This window comes from Hydrogenophaga borbori (assembly GCF_003417535.1).
Taxonomy (GTDB): Bacteria; Pseudomonadota; Gammaproteobacteria; order Burkholderiales; family Burkholderiaceae_C; genus Hydrogenophaga; species Hydrogenophaga borbori.
Genome location: NZ_QVLS01000007.1, coordinates 1 through 18,245, shown reverse-complemented (window position 1 = coordinate 18,245; position 18,245 = coordinate 1). Strand labels below are relative to the sequence as shown.

Genomic DNA, 18,245 nt, shown 5'->3' with positions numbered 1-18,245 from the left:
TGATGGGTTCCAGCGGTCCGCCGTCAGGCGATCTTGAATCGGGCCACCGACTGGCGCAGTTCTTCGGCCATGGCCGACAGCTCACGCACCTGCTGGGCCGTGGAGCGCGTGCCCTCGCCGGTCTGTTCGGTCACCGCGAAGATGTGCTGGATATTGCCCGCCACCTCGTTGGCCGATTCGGCTTCGCGGGAGGCGGCGGTGGAGATCTGCTCAATGAGATCGGCCAGCCGGCGCGACACGCGGTCGATCTCGGACAGCGCGGTGCCCGCGTTGTCGGACAGCCGGGCCCCCGCCACCACGCCCTGCGTGGAGCGCTCCATGGCGGCCACGGCATCCTGCGTGTCGGTCTGAATGGCCTTCACCAGCGCCGCGATCTGGCGCGTGGCGTCGGCCGAGCGTTCGGCCAGGCGCTGCACCTCTTCCGCCACCACCGAGAAGCCCCGACCCGCTTCACCGGCGGACGCGGCCTGGATGGCGGCGTTGAGGGCCAGCACGTTGGTCTGTTCGGTGATGTCCGAGATCAGTTCGGTGATCTCGCCGATCTCTTGCGAGGACTCGCCCAGCCGCTTGATGCGCTTGGAGGTTTCCTGGATCTGGTCGCGGATGGCGTTCATGCCGCCGATGGCGTCCTGCACCGCCTGCAGGCCGGATTCGGCGGCCTGCAGCGAGGCCCGGGCCACCTGGGCCGACTCCTGCGCCTGGCTGGACACCTGGTTGATGCGCTGCGCCATGTCGAGCACCGACTGACCGGTCTCGCGAATCTCGCGCAGCTGTTCGGTGGAGGCCGCCAGCAGCTCGGTCGAGGTGTTTTCCACCGCCGACGTGGTCTGCGCCACGCGGGTGGCCGTGGCCTGCACGTTGCCCACCAGCGACCGCAGTTCTTCCACCGTGTAGTTCACCGAGTCGGCGATGGCGCCCGTGATGTCTTCCGTCACGGTCGCTTCCTGCGTCAGGTCGCCCTCGGCCACCGTCTGCAGTTCGTTCATGAGGCGAAGAATGGCCGCCTGGTTGGCGTCGTTGACGCGCTTGGCTTCCTGCTCCTGCGCCTCGGCGGACAGCCGCTGGCCTTCGGCCATCATCTGGCGCTGGCGGCTGTCCTGCAGCTGCACGTAGGCCAGGCCGCCCGCGCACAGCAGCGCGAACACCGTGGACAGGGCCAGGGCCAGCAGCTGGCCGCCGCCCAGGCCCGAGCGGCCGGAGAGGTCCTGCTGCAGCTTCTCCAGGCCCACGCGCAGCGGCTCGCTGTCGGCCACGATGGCGGCCTGCGCCTCGCGCGCGGCCACCAGGCCCTGCAGGTTGCCCAGGATGGCGCCGGCTTCGACGCGGGTCTCCTCGTAGCGCTGCAGCAGGGCCTGCAGGCGCTCGCGCACCTGCGGGTCGCGGGCGGCGCCCAGGCGCAGCTCGTCGCTGCCCTTGAGCAGGCCGTCAGCCACTTCCTTGAAGGTGATCAGGTCCTTGCCGAGCAGGAACACCGCCTCGGGGCTCACGCCTTCCAGCGTCAGGAACTCGTTGGCCGACTTGCCAATGCGCTGCGTCAGCATCACGAGCTGACCGGACGCGGAGATCTCGGCGGCGGGCGCGTTCTGCTGCAGCTTGAGGGAGGAGATCGTCTCGGCAATCTCCAGCAGGTCGGACGACTGGCGGTTGATGGTGCGCAGCGCGGCGCCCACCTGCGTCAGCGTGGCCTGCTGGCCCAGCACGGCCGAGGCGTTGCGCTCGGCGGCGTCGATGCGCGGCAGCAGGTCGTCGAGCGCGCCGCCGTATTCCGGCCCCAGCGGCTCGATCGCCATGTTGCTGTCGCCCTGCTTGAGGCCGCGCACGCTGGTGGCCAGCACGCTGGCGCTGTCGCGCACCTCGGGGAAGGCGGTGGGGCTGCCCACCAGCGCCTGCGACACGCTCTTGGCCAGACGCTGCGACTGCATCAGCGCCTGACCGCTGGCGGCCACCTGCTGGCTGATCTTTTCCGCCTGACTCAGCACGAAGAACGTGATGGCGCCCAGCACCAGCAGCGCGAAGGCCAGCAGCACCGCGAGCGAGCGCTGGTGCTGTTCCGCCGGGCGGCGGCCCAGGATGGGCAGCGAGACCAGCGCGTCCTTGGCGACCTCGCCATCGTCCTCGGTGATCAGCAGGTTGTCGTCCAGATCCCCCGTGTTGGCGTCGGGCGCCAGGCGGGCCGCTGCAAGCTCCGCGATCTCCTGATCGGTCACGCCGGCCAGGTCAGGCTCATCCGCCTCCTTGTTCTTCTTGGAGAACAGCCCTTGGAATCGATCAAGCGTGGCCATGGTTTACCTTCCAACTCACAACGGGTGAACAAAAACGTCGGGTGCCGGGTGGGGCGCCGTCAGGCCGCGATGGCCAGGAATTCGGGTTCGCTCACGAGCAGCTGCAGGTCGAGTTCCTGCCAATCCTGCCCCTGTGCGTCCACCAGGACGCGTGTCACGTAGCCGGGCGCGTCCGCCGGGCGCTCGCCCAGGGCGCTGAAAGCGCTGGGGTTGCGCAGGCCCAGCAGGCGATCGATCCAGAACACCGCGTTCAGACCGAGGGCGCCGTGCAGGCTCACCAGCCGAGACTCGGAGGTGATCCGCTCCGTGGCGCGCCCCGTTGCGCGGGCGGTCCCCTGCACCAGACCGGCCAGATCGATCACGCCATGCAAGCCGCCGCGCAGGTTGGCGACGCCGAGGTACCAGGGCTTGGTGTACGGCACCACCTGCACCGCCGACCACGGAAAGATCTCGCCGGACTGCACCAGCGGCAACAGGTAGCGGCAACCGCCGGCCTCGATGGCCAGCCATGTCGCGGTCAGCGCTTCGGTCTTCGCTGCCGTGAGGCGCTGGGCCAGCCGTTCCTGGAGCTCCTTCAGCGACTGTCGTTTGGCCATGCTGGTGCGGTTCGGGCGACGGCCTCAGGCCAGCGCTCGGATCTTGGAAAGCAGTTCTTCGCCGTTGACCGGTTTGGTGACGTAGTCGCGGGCCCCCTGGCGCATGCCCCACACGCGGTCCGTCTCCAGGTTCTTGCTGGTGCACATGACGATGGGGATGCTCGAATACTGAGGATCGCGCGTGATGGCGCGGGTCAGCTGAAAGCCATTCTGGCCGGGCATCACCACGTCCATCAGAATGAGATCAGGCTTTTCCTCCCCGAGACGACGGAAGGCCTCGTCCGCATTCTCGGCGGTGCGCACCGTGTAGCCATTTTTGGTCAACAGATCCGACAGGACCAGCAGCTCGGTCTTCGAATCATCGACGACGAGGATCTTGTGGATGGGCATCAGGCAACTCCGTTGACGTTGAGATGGGCGCCGAACTGCTGCACGGCCTGCAACAGCTGGTCTTTGGTGAAGGGCTTGGTGAGGTAGTCCTGCGAGCCGACCATGCGGCCGCGGGCCTTGTCGAACACGCCGTCCTTGGACGAGAGCATGACGACCGGGATGCTGGCGAAGCGGGCGTTGCGCTTGATGATCGCGCAGGTCTGATAGCCGTCCAGCCGCGGCATCAGGATGTCGCAGAAGATCAGGTCGGGCTGGTAGTCGTTGATCTTGGCCAGGGCGTCGAAGCCATCGTCGGCCAGCAGCACTTCATGGCCGCCTTGCTTGAGAAAAATCTCGGCGCTGCGCCGGATGGTGTTGCTGTCGTCGACGACGAGAACCTTCAGGGCAGGCGTTGCACTCACGATGGACGGGCTCCTCAACCACTATCGGGCCCGATGCGGCGGCGCCGCCCGGACCCCGGACAACGGATCGACGGCCCCCTGGCCACCGTCCGCTCAGATTTGAACCATCTCGAAATCTTCCTTGCGGGCACCACACTCGGGGCAGGTCCAGTTCATCGGAACGTCGGCCCAGGGGGTGCCGGCAGGTACGCCGTGCTCGGGTGCTCCTGCTGCTTCGTCGTAGATCCAGCCGCAGATCAGGCACATCCAAGTCTTGCTGTCGCTCATGGTTTTTGTGGTCTGTATCGTAGAATGCAAGGATTGTATCCAGCCCGTTCAAGCGCTCTGCGGTGTCATTTCACAGGCGAGTGGACGGCGCCAGAGGCCCCCGCACCACAGTGCCTGCGGGCCAGCGCAGGCCGCACAATCCCCCCACCATGTCCGATCCCGACGATTCCTCCGTCGTCCGCGAGGCCACGGCCCCGGGCGAATCCCCCCTGCCCTGCGTGATGAGCTTCAACGCCAACGACCCGAGCGGGGCGGGCGGCCTGAGCGCAGACCTGACGGCCATGTCCAGCGCGTCGGCCCACGTGCTGCCGGTGGTCACCGGCGCCTACGTGCGCGACACCTCCGCGATCCGCGACCACTTCAGCCTCGACGAAGAGGCGGTGGTCGATCAGGCGCGCTGCGCGCTCGAGGACATGCCCGTGCGGGCGATCAAGGTCGGCTTCGTCGGCACGCCCGAGAACCTGAGCGCCGTGGCCCAGATCACCAGCGACTACACCGAAGTGCCGGTGATCACCTACATGCCCGACCTGTCCTGGTGGGACGAGCTCGACATCGAGAACTACCTGGACGCCTGCACCGAGCTGCTGCTGCCGCAGACCACCGTGCTGGTGGGCAACCACAGCACGCTGTGCCGCTGGCTGCTGCCCGAGTGGGAAGGTGACCGCCCGCCGGGACCACGCGACGTCGCCCGCGCCGCGGCGGTGCACGGCGTGCCCTACACCCTGGTGACCGGCTTCAACGCGGCCGACCAGCACCTGGAAAGCCACCTGGCCTCGCCCGAGACCGTGCTGGCCACCGCGCGTTACGAGCGATTCGAGGCCACCTTCGCCGGCGCCGGCGACACGCTGTCGGCCGCGCTGTGCGCCCTCATCGCCAGCGGAGCCGACCTGCAGACCGCCTGCGCCGAGGCCCTGACCTACCTGGACCAGTGCCTGGACGCCGGCTTCCAGCCCGGTATGGGCCACGCGGTGCCCGACCGCCTGTTCTGGGCCCACGAAGAGGACGCCGAGGCCACCGACGAGTCCGCCACCGATCCCGCGCCGCCCGACAGCGCGCTGGACGCGGGCGATTTCCCCCTGGACACCACCCGACACTGAGCGACCCATGCCCGACCGCAACCTGGACCTGTTCGAGCGCGCCAAGACCCTGATCCCCGGCGGCGTCAATTCCCCGGTGCGCGCCTTCCGCGCCGTCGGCGGCACGCCGCGTTTCGTGCAGCGCGCGCAAGGCGCCCACTTCTGGGACGCCAATGGCCAGCGCTACATCGACTACATCGGCTCCTGGGGTCCGATGATCCTGGGCCACGGCCACCCCGCCGTGCTCGAAGCGGTGCAAAAGGCCGCGCTCGACGGCTTCTCGTTCGGCGCCCCCACCGAGCGGGAGGTCGAGCTCGCCGAGGCCATCGTGTCCCTGGTGCCCAGCCTGGAGATGGTGCGCCTGGTCAGCTCGGGCACCGAGGCCGGCATGAGCGCGATCCGGCTGGCGCGCGGCGCCACCGGCCGGCGCAAGATCATCAAGTTCGAGGGCTGCTACCACGGCCACGCCGACGCCCTGCTGGTCAAGGCCGGCTCGGGCCTGGCCACCTTCGGCAACCCCACCAGCGCGGGCGTGCCGCCCGAGGTGGTGCAGCACACCCTGGTGCTCGAGTACAACAACCTGGAGCAGCTCGACGCCGCCTTCGCCGAGCACGGCGCCGACATCGCCTGCCTGATGATCGAGCCCATCGCCGGCAACATGAACTTCGTGCGCGCCAGCCTGCCCTTCATGGCTCGCTGCCGCGAGCTGTGCACCCGGCACGGCGCCCTGCTGGTGTTCGACGAGGTCATGACGGGCTTTCGCGTGGCCCTGGGCGGCGCGCAGAGCGTCTACGCGCGCCAGCTCCCCGGCTTCGAGCCCGACATGACGGTGATGGGCAAGGTCATCGGCGGCGGCATGCCGCTGGCGGCCTTCGGCGGCAAGCGCGCCGTGATGGAGCAGCTCGCGCCGCTGGGCCCGGTCTATCAGGCCGGCACGCTGTCGGGCAACCCGGTGGCCACGGCCTGCGGCCTGGCCACCCTGGCCGAGATCCGCCGGCCTGGCTTCTTCGAGGCCCTGTCGGCGCGCACGCGTCAGCTGGTCGATGGACTGAAGGCCGCGGCCGACCAGGCCGGCGTGCCCTTCAGCGTGGACGCCGAGGGCGGCATGTTCGGCTTCTTCCTCATGCCCGGACTGCCGCAGAACTACCAGGCCGTCATGAAGACCGAGGGCGCCCGGTTCAACGCCCTCTTCCACGGCCTGCTCGAGCGCGGCGTCTACATCGCACCCGCGCTGTACGAGGCCGGCTTCGTGAGCGCGGCCCACAGCGAGCAGGACATCGCCGACACGGTGGCGGCGGCCAGCGCGGTGTTCAGGCAGCTGGCGGCTTGAGGCTGCGGTTCGCCCCGACAAACAAAAAGGCCGCCCTCGGGCGGCCTTTTTGTTTGTCGGGGTGTGGGCAGCGGGCCCGCGCCAGCTCAGTGCCGGAAGTGCCGCACACCCGAGAACACCATCGCCACGCCGCGCTCGTTCGCGGCATCGATGACCTCCTGGTCGCGCATGGAGCCGCCGGGCTGGATCACGCAGCTGGCGCCGGCGTCGACCACCACGTCCAGGCCGTCGCGGAACGGGAAGAAGGCGTCGCTGGCCACCGCCGTGCCCTGCAGCGATAGATTCGCGTGGCCCGCCTTGATGCTGGCGATGCGCGCCGAGTCGAGGCGGCTCATCTGCCCCGCGCCCACGCCCATGGTCATGCCGTCCTTGCAGAAGACGATGGCGTTGGACTTGACGAACTTGGCCACCTTCCAGGCGAACAGCAGGTCTTCGAGCTGCTGCGGCGTGGGCTGCAGCGTCGTCACCACCTTCAGGTCCTCACGCTGGAGCACGTGGTTGTCGGCCGACTGAATCAGCAGGCCCGAGCCCACGCGCTTCACGTCGGAGAGGTTCAGCCCCTTGTCCCAGGCGGTGGGGCCGCCGGGCGGCAGATCGATCTGCAGCACGCGCACATTGGCCTTGGCCTTGAACACGGCCAGCGCCTCGGGTGAATACGCGGGCGCCATCAGCACTTCAACGAACTGCTTGCTGATGGCCTCGGCCGCCGCACCGTCGAGCGGGCGGTTGAAGGCGATGATGCCGCCGAAGGCGCTGGTCGGGTCGGTCTGGAAGGCCTTCTGGTAGGCCTGCAGCGGGCCGCCGCCCACGGCCACGCCGCAAGGGTTGGCGTGCTTGACGATGACGCAGGCCGGCTCGTCGAAGCTCTTGACGCATTCCCAGGCGGCGTCGGCATCGGCGATGTTGTTGTACGAGAGCTCCTTGCCCTGCAGTTGCTTTGCGGTGACCAGCGAGCCCGGCGCGGGGTACAGGTCGCGGTAGAAGGCGGCCGTCTGGTGCGGGTTCTCGCCGTAGCGCAGGTCCTGCAGCTTGATGAAGCGGCCATTGGCCTGGGCCGAATAGGCGCTGCGCTTCGGCACCTCGTCCGCCGCGTCGAACGCGATGGAGGACAGGTAATCGCTGATGGCGCCGTCGTAGTTGCTGATGCGGTTGAACGCCGCCACCGACAGGCCGAAGCGCGTCTTGTCGCTGAGCCTGCCGCTGGCCTGCAGCTCCTCGACCACGCCCGCGTACTGCGAGGCGTCGGTGAGCACGGCCACGTCCTTCCAGTTCTTGGCGGCGCTGCGCACCATGGCCGGGCCGCCGATGTCGATGTTCTCGATCGCGTCGGCCAGCGTGCAGCCGGCCTTGGCCACCGTGGCCTCGAAGGGGTAGAGGTTCACCACCAGGATGTCGATGGTCTGGATGCCGTGCTCGCGCAGCGCGGCCATGTGCTCGGGCAGGTCGCGCCGCGCCAGCAGGCCGCCGTGCACCTTGGGGTGCAGCGTCTTCACGCGGCCATCGAGCATCTCGGGAAAGCCGGTCACCTCGGCCACCTCGGTCACGGGCAGGCCCTGCCCGGCCAGCAGCTTGGCGGTGCCGCCGGTGGACAACAGGGTCACGCCGAGGGCGTGCAGCGAACGGGCAAGGTCGACGATGCCGGTCTTGTCGGAAACGGAGAGGAGAGCGCGCATGGGAAGGGAGGGGAAAGGTTGGGGATTCAGTCGAGCAGGCCGTGGTCGAGCAGCTTCTTGCGCAAGGTGTTGCGGTTCAGGCCCAGCCACTGCGCCGCGCGCGACTGGTTGTACTGGGCCTGGGCCATCACCACCTCGAGCAGGGGGCGCTCGACCGCTTTCACCAGCATGTCGTACAGGTGGGCGGGCTCGGTGCCATCGAGGTCGCGAAAGTAGCCCTCGAGGCTGTCGCGGATGCACTCGTCCAGCGGATTGGTCTTTTTCATGCGGCCAGCTTCCAGTCGGCGCGATCGCCGAAGTCCGCGGCCATCCAGGCATCGAAGGCCTGGCTGACGACACGGCGTTGGTCATCGATGGTGTGGGTGGCGTTGACGCTCGCGCGAAAACGCGCGGCCTCGCCCGCGGGCAGGGCCAGCGATTGCACGTACCAGCCCAGGTGCTTGCGCGCGCTGCGCACGCCGGTGTCTTCGCCGTACAGGTCGTAGTGGTCGTCCAGGTGGTCGAGCAGCCAGCCCTTCACCTGCGACAGCGCGGGCGGCGGCAGGTGCTCGCCCGTGGCCAGGAAGTGCGCGATCTCGCGGAAGATCCACGGCCGCCCCTGCGCCGCGCGGCCGACCATGACGGCGTCGGCGCCGGTGCGCCGCAGCACCTCGCGCGCGGCCTCGGGGGAATCGATGTCGCCGTTGGCCACCACCGGAATGCGCACGCGGCTCTTGATGTGGGCCACGGTGTCGTGTTCCGCCTGGCCCTTGTAGCCCTGCTCGCGCGTGCGGCCGTGCACCGTGAGCATCTGCACGCCCGCGCTCTCGGCGGCCAGGGCCAGCACCGGCGCGTTGCGCACCGCGGCGCACCAGCCGGTGCGCATCTTGAGCGTGACCGGCACGCCCTGCGGCTCGCAGGCCCGCACCACGGCCTCGACGATGCCGATCGCGAGTGCCTCGTCCTGCATGAGCGCGCTGCCGGCCCACTTGTTGCAGACCTTCTTGGCCGGGCAGCCCATGTTGATGTCGATGATGCGCGCGCCGCGGTCGATGTTGTAGCGGGCCGCGTCGGCCATGGACTGGGGGTCGGTGCCCGCGATCTGCACGGCGATCGGCGCGGACTCGCCTTCGTGGTTGGCGCGGCGCGAGGTCTTGAGGCTGTCCCAGAGTTCGCGCCGGCTGGTCACCATCTCGCTCACCGCGTAGCCCGCGCCCAGCCGCTTGCACAGCTTGCGAAAGGGCCGGTCCGTCACCCCGGCCATGGGCGCGACGAACAGGGCATTGGGCAGGACGTGGGCCCCGATCTGCATGGCGTGGCGGAACTGGCTGGACGGCGGGTTCGGAGGGGAACGCCGGGGACGGGCCGGCGGCGGAGGGCGGATTGTATCTGCTCAAATTTTCAGCAGACGAACCGCCGCCAGCCCCACCGCAGGCGCCGCCCGCGCCAGCGCCAGCGCCGGCGACCCGCCATCGGCCATATGGCCTGGCGACGGCACGGAACCCATTGCGCGCCGCGGGGACCCAGTTGTCGCATGCAGTCCATCGCCTTGCTGGACCGCGGCACCCGAGCAACCGCAAACCTCTGGCGCTCTCAAGCTGATCCCGACATGAAAGCCTCATCCGGCAAGAAACAACTTCCCCCCGGCCAGCACCCGCTGCAGGCGGTTGTTGACAGGCTCAACAAGATCAACAAGAAGCACCCCGGTGGCGTGTTGTCCCTGCAAGAGAACAAGACGCTGAACCCGGACACCGTGCTCGACCTGAAAGCCCGGCGCGGCGGCCTGATCGCCAGGGTATTGAACCCCTTCAGCCATCGGCGGCAGCTCGCGGAAACAAGCACGGAGGCGCTGACCTTCCTCCTCAAGACACTGGACCAGCACCAGCACAGCCTGAGCCCCGAGATCGCGAAGCAGGGCCGCATGCAACTGGAGCAACTCCTTCAGCGCCCCCTTGGCAAGGGCCTGCCGGTGCAGGAGGCTCTTCACATCTACCAGGACATGCTGCACCGCCAGCTGCACCAGTGCAGCGACGCCGCGGCGCGGGCCCGAAGCGCCGATGAGGCCTACAGGCAAGGGTTCGATGACCAGCGGCAACGGCCCCCGCAACTCCCCACGTCCCAGGTGCTGGCGCCAGACCACATGGCCCACAACGCCCAAACCCTGTCGGACGCCTACCGCGAAGCGGCCGGCAAGGCCTCGCGAGGGGAACCCGACGCAGGGCCCCCACCGGCCAACCTGCAGGCGGGCGCGCTTGGCCAATTGGCGCCCCTGCTGCAAATCCTTCAAACGGCAATTGATCGCCCCGATGGGCCTCAGGCCAGGCAGTTGCGAGACGTGTGGGAGGGCCTGGCGTGCCCGCAGGACATCGAAGAGGCCTTCACTCCCTTGCGGTTTTCCCAGCACTTGCAGACCCTGCTGCAGAACTGCAGCGACGCCCTGCAGGCGCTCAAGCAGGCGCAGTCCGATGGCGACCTCGGCGAAATGCGCACCTGCTGCGAAGGCTACGTGGCCTGCTTCGAGCAGCTGATCGGCGACCTGACCGCCGCCGCCCGCGATCTTCTGGGCGCCGTGGCTGACGGCCAACTGCCCGCCGGCCTGCCCACGCCAGACAAAGTGTTCTTGCTGGACCTGGGAGAAACGCTGCTGGCCACGGCCAAGGCATTGGCGGATGGGAAGGGCCCCCCGATGGCCAACCACCAATCGGCGCTCGCCTTGCTGGCGCGAGACAACGCCCAGCTGCGCGCGGTGCTCAGGCACTGGAGCCGCCCGCCCCGCCCCCACCACCCACCCCCCGCCGAGCTCACCCCTGTGGGCACACCCACCCTGGCGTCGCCGCGCCAGCCCTGGGTCAGGGCCCACCGGGGGGCTGAAAAAGACAGCCTGTTCAAGCCGCTGAGAAGCCCTCGCCGCCGGCCCCAGGACAGGGCGGACGCGGGTCCGCTGAGGGACCCATCGGGCGGCTTGTCGGACGCGGACCGGCAGACTTTCGACCGCATCTTCTCGACCCCCGAGCACCCCAGGGGCGTCGCCTCCGTGCCGCGTCCTCTCGCGCCATGGAAGACCGATCCGGATGTCGACGCCGCGCTGTCGGAACACCTCCAGGGCCTGGGCAGCGACCGGCTGGTGCGGTCGCCGCGGCCTGTCTCGGTGCCGACAGACGAGGACTTGAGCCGCTTTCTTGAAGACATCCGTCCCACCCTCGGGCCTTTGGGCGAAGAGGCCTCAGACACAACGCCCCTGTCACCGCCCCGCCCCGCCACGCCGCCGCAACGGCGGCCGCTGCCCGACACCCACGGCACGACGTTCGAACAAGTCGATGCGATGTTGGCCGCGATGCCGAACGTCGAACTCTATGGAGACCCGTCCTTTTTCGAGTTCGATGAACCTCGCCCGCTGCCTCAGGCCACCCCCGGCCCCCTGGCGCTGTCAGAGGCCGAAGCGGATGCCCCAATGGGTCGCCCTCGACTGCAATCCTCTCCGGCCAGCATGAAATCCGCGCAGAACGCCGCGAAGAACGCCGAGCAGGAAGAAGCGCACCAGCGGATCAAGCAGGCCCGGCGACTGCTCAACCGCCGCTCCCCAGGTTCGCGCGGACAGGCTTGAACAAGCCACCGTCAAGAACCCGTCGGTGCCCACGTCGCCATCTGTCCCACCGCCTCAGCCACCCTTCACCAGGAAACGCCCCATGGTTGCCAAAGTCCTCAAACCCCTCGTCAAGCTGTTCGCCTCCCCCAAAACCGGGCCCTTCAACCAACAGAGTCAATGGCGCGATGCGATCCTCAAGGCCCCCGTGGGCAAGGTGGTCTACGCCAGCAAGGTCAAAGGGTCGGGCATTGCCCTGCGAACGGCTTCGAACCCGCCCCCGGTGAAAGCCGTCCGGCCGTCGGCGCGCGTGGTGCTTCAGAAGCTGGCCGATACGGCCTACCAGAAACACGCGGACAAAGGCAGCAACCAGGCCATATGGACCGGCCTGCTGCGCGACCACCTCCGCAACCTTGAACAACGGGACATCCACAGCGGCAAGATGCCCCGCGATCACCTCGTGGTCACGGAGGAACTCAAAGAGGCGGTCAAGAACGCGTTCTGAGGCGATGCCTCGCCCCGCGCGCCGACCGAGGTGGCGCGCGGGTCTCTTGATCGGTGACAGAATCCGCGCGGCCCACCCGCCGCGCCCATGCCCCCCTGGTTCCAGCACCTCGCCCAACTGCTCGCCCTGCCCGAGGTCGGGCTGACGACCGTCTTCGTGGTGGCTTTCGTCTCGGCCACGCTGTTGCCCATGGGCTCCGAGCCCGCCGTCTTCGGGCTCATCAAACTCAACCCCGAGCTGTTCTGGCCCGCCGTGCTGGTGGCCACGGCCGGCAATACGCTGGGTGGCGCCGTGAGCTGGGCCATGGGCCTGGGCACGCACCGGCTGGTGGACCGGGCGCGCGGCAACAGCACCGAGCTGCGCGCCCTGCGCTGGCTGGAGCGCTTCGGCCCCAAGGCCTGCCTGCTGAGCTGGCTGCCCGTGGTCGGCGATCCGCTGTGCGCCGTGGCCGGCTGGCTGCGCTTTCCGTTCTGGCCCTGCGTGGCCTACATGGCCGTCGGCAAGTTCGCGCGCTACCTCACCATGACGGCCGCGCTGCTGTGGGTGTTTCCCGAAGGGCTGTCCTGGTGAGCCGCGACGCGTCCGCCCCCATCCTCTGGGCCCTCATGATCGGCAACCTCGTCATCGGCACGGGGGTCATGGTGGTGCCCGGCACGCTGAACGACATCAGCCAGTCGCTGGGCATTTCGGTGCCGCAGGCCGGGCAACTGATCACGGCCGCCGCCATCCTCATGGGCCTGGGCGCGCCGCTGTTCGCCGGCCTGGTGGCGGGCTGGGACCGGCGGCGCCTGCTGACGGGCTCGCTGATCTGGTACGGCCTGCTGCACGCGGCCTGCGCGCTGGCGCCCAACTACGCCACCCTCATGCCCCTGCGCGTGCTGGCGGTGATGTCGCCCGCCGTGTTCACGCCGCAGGCCGCGGCCTGCGTGGGCCTGCTGGTGCCGCCCGAGCAGCGCGGGCGCGGCATCACCTTCGTGTTCTTGGGCTGGTCGGTGGCGTCGGTGATGGGCATGCCACTGGCTGCCTGGATCGGCGGGGCCTGGGGCTGGCGCTGGGCCTTTGGCCTGGTGGCGGTCTCGGCCTGGCTGGTCAGCCTCTGGGTCTGGCGCGCCATGCCCGACGGCGTGCGGCCCGCCGCGCTCTCGCGCGAGGCCTGGGGCCGCACCCTGGGCTCGGCACCGCTCATGATGGCGGTGGGCGTGACCCTGCTCTCGGCCTTCTCGCAGTTCACGCTGTTCTCGTACTTCGCGCCCTATTTCGCGCAGACGCACGGGCTGAACGGCGCCGGGCTGTCGCTGCTGTTCCTGTGGTTCGGCGCCTTCGGCCTGCTGGGCAACGTGCTGGTGTCGCGCTCCATCGACCGCATCGGCGCGCCGCGCGCGGTGCTCATCACCCTGAGCCTGATCGCGCTGACGCTGCTGCTGTGGCCGCTGGGCCGCGCCTCGGTCTGGCTGCAGGCGCTGGTGCTGGTGCCCTGGGCGCTGGGTTGCTTCTCGGCCAACTCGGCGCAGCAGGCGCGGCTGGTGCATTTGTCGCCCGCCCTGGCGCCGGCGACGGTGGCGTTGAACAGTTCGGCCATGTATGGCGGGCAGGCGCTCGGGGCCGCGCTGGGCGGGCTGATGATCGCGCAAGGGCACATGCTGAGCCTGCACACCGTGGGCCTGGTGGTGGCGGCCACAGCCATCGCCCTGAGCGGGTGGGCGGCTTGGGTGTCGCGCCCGGCGCCAGCCGCCTAGGACCAGAGGCGGCGGTGGAACCATCGCCAACGCCTCGCCACCCATGGGCCGCGCGATCGCGGCGCGGCGCACACCCCCGCCGCCCCATCGCCCCGGCGCGGCGCCTTTACAAGAGGCGGCCGCGCTTTTTTTCGACCCACCCGTCCCATCGACCTAGTCCCCTGCCGGTGGGAACGCCCCGGCCGGCCCGGCCACTCAAGGCATCACATCCCCAGCCACCGTCCGCCGAGGCCCCATGACCGAACTCCGCACTCCCGAAGAAGCCGCCGCCTGCCTGGTGGCCGCCGCCGAGCACAGCGAGGCCGTCGAGGCCGTGGTCGAACTGCGCGAGGCCACCTGGCTGGTGCATTTCGAAACCGGCGGCGAATGCGTCGTGGAGTGGGCCCAGCACCCCCTGCGACTGGTGCTCACCACCGCACTGGGCGAACCGGCGCCCGAGGCGCGCGCCAAGGTTCACTCGGCCGCCCTCACCTTCAACCTGCTGTGGGGCGAACTGGGCAGCATGCGCCTGGCCAAGGACGACGAGGACGACAACCTGCTCCTCATCAACGACGTGTTCCCGGAAGACGAGTCGAACCGGCACATCGTGCTGGCCAACGAGATGCTGCGGCTGGAGGGCCTGCGACTGCTGTGGTCCATGTACATTGAAAGCGCCGTCGCGGCCGACGGCGAGGCCCCGAAAGTCCCCAGCGCGATGCTCACGCGCGCCTGAACCGGTCTCGCGCCCACGAACGAACGCCCGTTTCAACATCCCTGAGGCACCTCGCATGTCCACCCCCACGCCCACCTCCGACGACGCGACCGCTGCGCCCGCCACCGACGAGGCGGGCGCCGCCCACCAGGCGGCCGCGCCCCAGGGGCACCTGATCTTCCGCCGGCCCGGTGTGGCGCACCCGGTGACGGCCAATGCGCGCGACACCGCCCGCCGCGAATGGCTGCTGGACCACCTCACCCGCCGCCAGGCCCGTCGCGACGCCACCGTGGCCCTGGTGCGCAGCCGCCACCTGCCCGACGCGGCGGCGGCCGACCCCCAGCTGCAATCGGAGCTGAGCCGGCTCATGGCCTTTCTGCGCCAGTCGCCCGGGGCCGGCGACACGCCTGCCGACGGCGAGGCCCCCCGGCACGCGCCACCGTCGGCATGAAAAAAAGGGGCCCCTCGGGGCCCCTTTCTCTTGCGGGACAGCGGCCGCGGCCTTCAGCCCGAGAACAGGAAGTTCATCACGTCGCCGTCCTTGACGACGTACTCCTTGCCTTCGGCGCGCATCTTGCCCGCCTCCTTCGCGCCCTGCTCGCCACCGTGCGCGATGTAGTCGTCGAAGGCGATGGTCTGGGCGCGGATGTAACCCTTCTCGAAGTCGGTGTGGATCACGCCCGCGGCCTGGGGGCCGGTGTCGCCGACGCGGATGGTCCAGGCGCGCACCTCTTTCACACCGGCGGTGAAGTAGGTCTGCAGGCCCAGCAGCTGGTAGGCGGCGCGGATCAGGCGGTTCAGGCCGGGCTCCTCCTGCCCCAGCTCCTTGAGGAACTCGAGCCGGTCGGCGTCGTCCATCTCGGCGAGTTCGGCCTCGATCTTGGCGCAGATGGCGACCACGGGGGCGTTCTGCTTGGCGGCGAAGGCCTGCAGGCGCTCGAGCAGCGGGTTGTTCTCGAAGCCGTCTTCCGACACGTTGGCCACGAACATCGCGGGCTTGGCCGTGATGAGGAAGAACTGCTTGAGCTGCGCCTGTTCTTCCTTGCTGAAATCGATGGTGCGCACCGGCTGGGTGTCGTTGAGCGCGGCCTGGCATTTCTCCAGGATGGCCAGTTGCTTGATCGACTCCTTGTCGCCCGAGCGCGCGGTCTTGCTGATGCGGTGAATGGCCTTTTCCACCGAGGCCAGGTCGGCCAGGCAGAGCTCGGTCTGGATGACCTCGATGTCGGCGATGGGGTCGACCTTGTTGGCCACGTGGATCACGTTCGGGTCTTCGAAACAGCGCACCACGTTGACGATGGCGTCGGTCTCGCGGATGTGCGCGAGGAACTTGTTGCCCAAGCCCTCGCCGGTGCTCGCGCCCGCCACCAGGCCGGCGATGTCCACGAACTCCACGATGGCCGGCACGATGCGCTCGGGTTTGACGATCGCGGCCAGTTGCGCCAGGCGCGGATCGGGCACCTCGACCACGCCCGTGTTGGGCTCGATGGTGCAGAAGGGGTAGTTCTCGGCCGCGATGCCGGCCTTGGTGAGGGCGTTGAAGAGCGTGGACTTGCCCACGTTGGGCAGGCCCACGATGCCGCATTTCAAGCTCATGAAAAGTCCTTGTAAATCAACCCCATCTGCACCATCGAGCCCAACACCGGCGTGGTGGAGGTGCCCGATTCGCGCGGTGCGCCCGAGCCGGGCGCTGGTCTGGAAGTGGGTGGGGGAGCAGCGGCTTGCCGAGGAGTTTGTCCTCGTTTTGCCTGGGAGAAACTGGTGCCGATTGTACTAATCAGCGAGTCCTTGCTCCTTCGCGCCACGGTGCGCGATGGGCGCATCCTGCGCGACCGCATGCTCAGCGGCTTCTGCGTGCGCTTGAACCCGCGCAAGGTGACGTTTCGGGTCGCCACGAGCGTGGCGGGCAAGCAGTTCCGCATGAACCTGGGCCACTGGCCGCTCATGAGCGTCCAGGAGGCCCGGGCACAGGCCATGGATGTGCTGGCCAAGTGCCGCCGGGGCGAGCGCCCGCATAGGCCCGCAGCCCCTGCCCCGTCGCCCACCCTGCGCGAGGTCCATGCCGACTACTGCCGCGACAAGCGCATAAAGCCATCGAGCCAATCGCGCTATGGATCGCTGCTGCGCACGCACTTCGGTGCCTGGCTCGATCGGCCCGTGTCGGAGCTGGGGCAGCTCGAATTCACCGAGCACTGCCGGGCGTTCGTGCAGCGCAGCGGCGCGGCCTTGGTCGAGCTGGCCCGGGGCGTGGTGGGCGCAGTCATGAAGTACGCGAACGCGCTGCACGGCCTGGATCTGGCCTCGCCCTTCACCAAGCTGGCTGCGGTGGGCCTTCTGCCGGTGCGAGCCCAGCCCCGCGCCCGGGTGCTGCAGGAGGCCGACCTCCCCGCCTGGCGCGCTGCGGTGGACAAGCTGGGTGAACGCCAGCGCGACTTCCTGCTCCTGACGCTCTACACGGGCCTGCGTCGCAACGAGTGTGCAGACCTACGCCGGGATCAGATCGACCTCGTGGCGGGCGTCCTGAGCATTCCTGAGACCAAGAACGGCAAGCCCCTCAGCCTGCCCATCACGCCGGCCATGCGCGAGATGCTGGAACGGCGCTGCTCGGGTCTGCAGCCGGGCGATGCGCTGTTCAAGGGCGTGGCGGCCGGGCACCTGTCGAAGATGGCGGCCCGGGTGGGCTCGCCTGCGTTCATGCTGCACGACCTGCGCAAGCTGCTGGCGACCGTGGGTGAGCGCCTGGGGGTGGGTGACGCGGTGCTGCGGCGCATCTTGAACCACACGCCGCAGAAGGGTGACGTGCTGCACCGGCACTACGTGCAGCTCGGCGTGGAGGACGTCAAGGCGCCTCTGGAGCGCATTCAGGCCAGTCTCGACGCCGCAATCACAGCGCAATGACCTGACTGACGAGCCATGCTGGCATCACAGCCGACCGCCGTCAGGTAGCAAGCTGTGGAACGCCATCGGGAAAGATCTCCTGCAGGCGCACAAGAAGGGCTTTCTGATACTCGGCCACCTTGGTGTTCTTAGCACGTCCGTTCTTCGCGAGATCGAAAAGCATCCCCGCCGCGCCCAGGACCACGGTAGCTGCGTTCTGGGCTCGAAAGTACACAAACCGCCACTCCAAGCCAACGTCCAGTTCGGGATGAAGTATGGGCGCCGAGATCTTTCCCGATGGATGAACGGCCATGTCGCGGGCCGCGTACATCTTCCGGAGGTTCGAGCGAAGGACTGCCGCCCCCTTCGGCTTGAGCACGAAGGCGCGCCTCACGGTTTCAGCGACTTGCGTATAGCGAGCAGTACGCCCACGTCGCCAAGCCTCTGCCATGACCGCAGGAATGGCGACGTGCTCGCGAAGAATGGCGTACAGGGCGTCCCAGGCGATCGCTGCCGACATGATGGCGAGCATCGATGCCTCAAACTCCGCCTCCAGCGCCTGAGCCTTCGCCGCACCATCAGACCCAGCCCACACTTCGTCCCTCCGACCCTTCGCCTGCTGGGCGTCGTCTAAGTGCCTCTTTGCTATCTGTATCCAAGTTGGGCAGACGTCGAATCGAACGTGAAGGGTGATGGGGTCGCCCTCGACCTCGCCGTCGTCCCTGATCCGGATCGAAAAGCTGGGGATGGTGACCTGTGTGGTCCCCTCGAATTCCTGAGCCAGTCAGAAGTAGAGGTTGGGGAACAGTTTGACACGGTACTCGACCGGTGGGATTCGGCCGAGGGACTCATGGGGGCG

Annotated in this window: 19 protein-coding genes; 9 read left to right on the top strand and 10 right to left on the bottom strand. The window is 68.8% G+C overall.

Translation table 11 applies throughout. The features are described from left to right. Positions 1–23: 23 nt before the first annotated feature. The 5 genes from DY262_RS12365 to DY262_RS12345 form a co-directional block, all read right to left on the bottom strand. Positions 24–2,282 carry a methyl-accepting chemotaxis protein gene (locus DY262_RS12365; RefSeq protein WP_116959323.1) on the bottom strand — a complete coding sequence of 753 codons (2,259 nt, stop codon included), beginning with the start codon at positions 2,280–2,282 and terminating at the stop codon, positions 24–26. A gap of 59 nt (positions 2,283–2,341) precedes the next feature. Continuing rightward, positions 2,342–2,878, bottom strand: coding sequence for a chemotaxis protein CheW (locus DY262_RS12360; RefSeq protein ID WP_116959321.1), 537 nt, complete (start codon positions 2,876–2,878; stop codon positions 2,342–2,344). Between the two features lie 24 nt (positions 2,879–2,902). Next, positions 2,903–3,268, bottom strand: a complete 366-nt coding sequence (locus DY262_RS12355; protein ID WP_070397331.1) for a response regulator — start codon at positions 3,266–3,268, stop codon at positions 2,903–2,905. After that, positions 3,268–3,669, bottom strand: a complete 402-nt coding sequence (locus tag DY262_RS12350; RefSeq protein ID WP_175442774.1) for a response regulator — start codon at positions 3,667–3,669, stop codon at positions 3,268–3,270. Before DY262_RS12350 ends, DY262_RS12355 begins: the two co-directional genes overlap by 1 nt. 93 nt (positions 3,670–3,762) lie before the next feature. Then, the gene (locus DY262_RS12345; RefSeq protein ID WP_083292799.1) at positions 3,763–3,936 is read right to left on the bottom strand and encodes a rubredoxin; all 174 of its coding nucleotides are present in this window, start codon (positions 3,934–3,936) and stop codon (positions 3,763–3,765) included. Between the two features lie 149 nt (positions 3,937–4,085). On the opposite strand from DY262_RS12345, the gene thiD reads away from it, so the two are divergent. Both thiD and hemL read left to right on the top strand, forming a co-directional pair. After that, positions 4,086–5,033 (top strand): bifunctional hydroxymethylpyrimidine kinase/phosphomethylpyrimidine kinase, encoded by a 948-nt coding sequence (gene thiD, locus DY262_RS12340; protein ID WP_070397330.1) that lies wholly within the window; start codon positions 4,086–4,088, stop codon positions 5,031–5,033. A 7-nt stretch (positions 5,034–5,040) separates the two neighbouring features. Continuing rightward, complete coding sequence (gene hemL, locus DY262_RS12335; RefSeq protein ID WP_116959319.1) at positions 5,041–6,342, top strand: glutamate-1-semialdehyde 2,1-aminomutase; 1,302 nt, start codon at positions 5,041–5,043, stop codon at positions 6,340–6,342. 86 nt (positions 6,343–6,428) lie between these two features. Here the strand turns inward: hemL and purH are convergent, their stop codons facing one another. The 3 genes from purH to dusB are packed head-to-tail and all read right to left on the bottom strand — an operon-like array spanning position 6,429 to position 9,306. Continuing rightward, a complete protein-coding gene (gene purH, locus DY262_RS12330; protein ID WP_116959317.1) occupies positions 6,429–8,015 on the bottom strand; it encodes a bifunctional phosphoribosylaminoimidazolecarboxamide formyltransferase/IMP cyclohydrolase in 1,587 nt (528 codons plus the stop codon). Positions 8,016–8,041: 26 nt separating this feature from the next. Next, positions 8,042–8,281, bottom strand: coding sequence for a Fis family transcriptional regulator (locus tag DY262_RS12325; RefSeq protein WP_070397327.1), 240 nt, complete (start codon positions 8,279–8,281; stop codon positions 8,042–8,044). Further along, complete coding sequence (gene dusB, locus DY262_RS12320; RefSeq protein WP_116959315.1) at positions 8,278–9,306, bottom strand: tRNA dihydrouridine synthase DusB; 1,029 nt, start codon at positions 9,304–9,306, stop codon at positions 8,278–8,280. The genes DY262_RS12325 and dusB overlap by 4 nt, the downstream gene beginning before the upstream one ends. A 297-nt stretch (positions 9,307–9,603) precedes the next feature. On the opposite strand from dusB, the gene DY262_RS12315 reads away from it, so the two are divergent. The 6 genes from DY262_RS12315 to DY262_RS12290 all read left to right on the top strand — a co-directional run bounded on the left by DY262_RS12315 (position 9,604) and on the right by DY262_RS12290 (position 14,960). Continuing rightward, entirely contained in the window at positions 9,604–11,598 is a 1,995-nt protein-coding gene (locus DY262_RS12315) for a hypothetical protein (protein WP_181936487.1), read from the top strand. Between the two features lie 82 nt (positions 11,599–11,680). Next, entirely contained in the window at positions 11,681–12,082 is a 402-nt protein-coding gene (locus DY262_RS12310) for a hypothetical protein (RefSeq protein WP_116959311.1), read from the top strand. 87 nt (positions 12,083–12,169) lie between these two features. Continuing rightward, on the top strand, positions 12,170–12,652 hold the full coding sequence (locus DY262_RS12305) for a YqaA family protein (RefSeq protein WP_116959309.1): 483 nt from the start codon (positions 12,170–12,172) through the stop codon (positions 12,650–12,652). After that, the gene (locus DY262_RS12300) at positions 12,649–13,818 is read left to right on the top strand and encodes an MFS transporter (RefSeq protein ID WP_245980966.1); all 1,170 of its coding nucleotides are present in this window, start codon (positions 12,649–12,651) and stop codon (positions 13,816–13,818) included. Before DY262_RS12305 ends, DY262_RS12300 begins: the two co-directional genes overlap by 4 nt. A gap of 235 nt (positions 13,819–14,053) precedes the next feature. Next, positions 14,054–14,530, top strand: a complete 477-nt coding sequence (locus tag DY262_RS12295) for a type III secretion system chaperone (RefSeq protein ID WP_116959307.1) — start codon at positions 14,054–14,056, stop codon at positions 14,528–14,530. A 55-nt stretch (positions 14,531–14,585) separates the two neighbouring features. After that, the gene (locus tag DY262_RS12290) at positions 14,586–14,960 is read left to right on the top strand and encodes a hypothetical protein (RefSeq protein WP_116959305.1); all 375 of its coding nucleotides are present in this window, start codon (positions 14,586–14,588) and stop codon (positions 14,958–14,960) included. A 53-nt stretch (positions 14,961–15,013) separates the two neighbouring features. On the opposite strand, the gene ychF is transcribed toward DY262_RS12290, so the two are convergent. Further along, the gene (gene ychF, locus DY262_RS12285; protein ID WP_116959303.1) at positions 15,014–16,105 is read right to left on the bottom strand and encodes a redox-regulated ATPase YchF; all 1,092 of its coding nucleotides are present in this window, start codon (positions 16,103–16,105) and stop codon (positions 15,014–15,016) included. A 165-nt stretch (positions 16,106–16,270) separates the two neighbouring features. Between ychF and DY262_RS12280 the strand changes: the two genes are divergently transcribed. After that, complete coding sequence (locus DY262_RS12280) at positions 16,271–17,407, top strand: tyrosine-type recombinase/integrase (RefSeq protein ID WP_147326226.1); 1,137 nt, start codon at positions 16,271–16,273, stop codon at positions 17,405–17,407. A 40-nt stretch (positions 17,408–17,447) separates the two neighbouring features. On the opposite strand, the gene DY262_RS12275 is transcribed toward DY262_RS12280, so the two are convergent. Beyond that, positions 17,448–17,918, bottom strand: a complete 471-nt coding sequence (locus DY262_RS12275; protein WP_147326225.1) for a hypothetical protein — start codon at positions 17,916–17,918, stop codon at positions 17,448–17,450. Positions 17,919–18,245 lie beyond the last annotated feature (327 nt).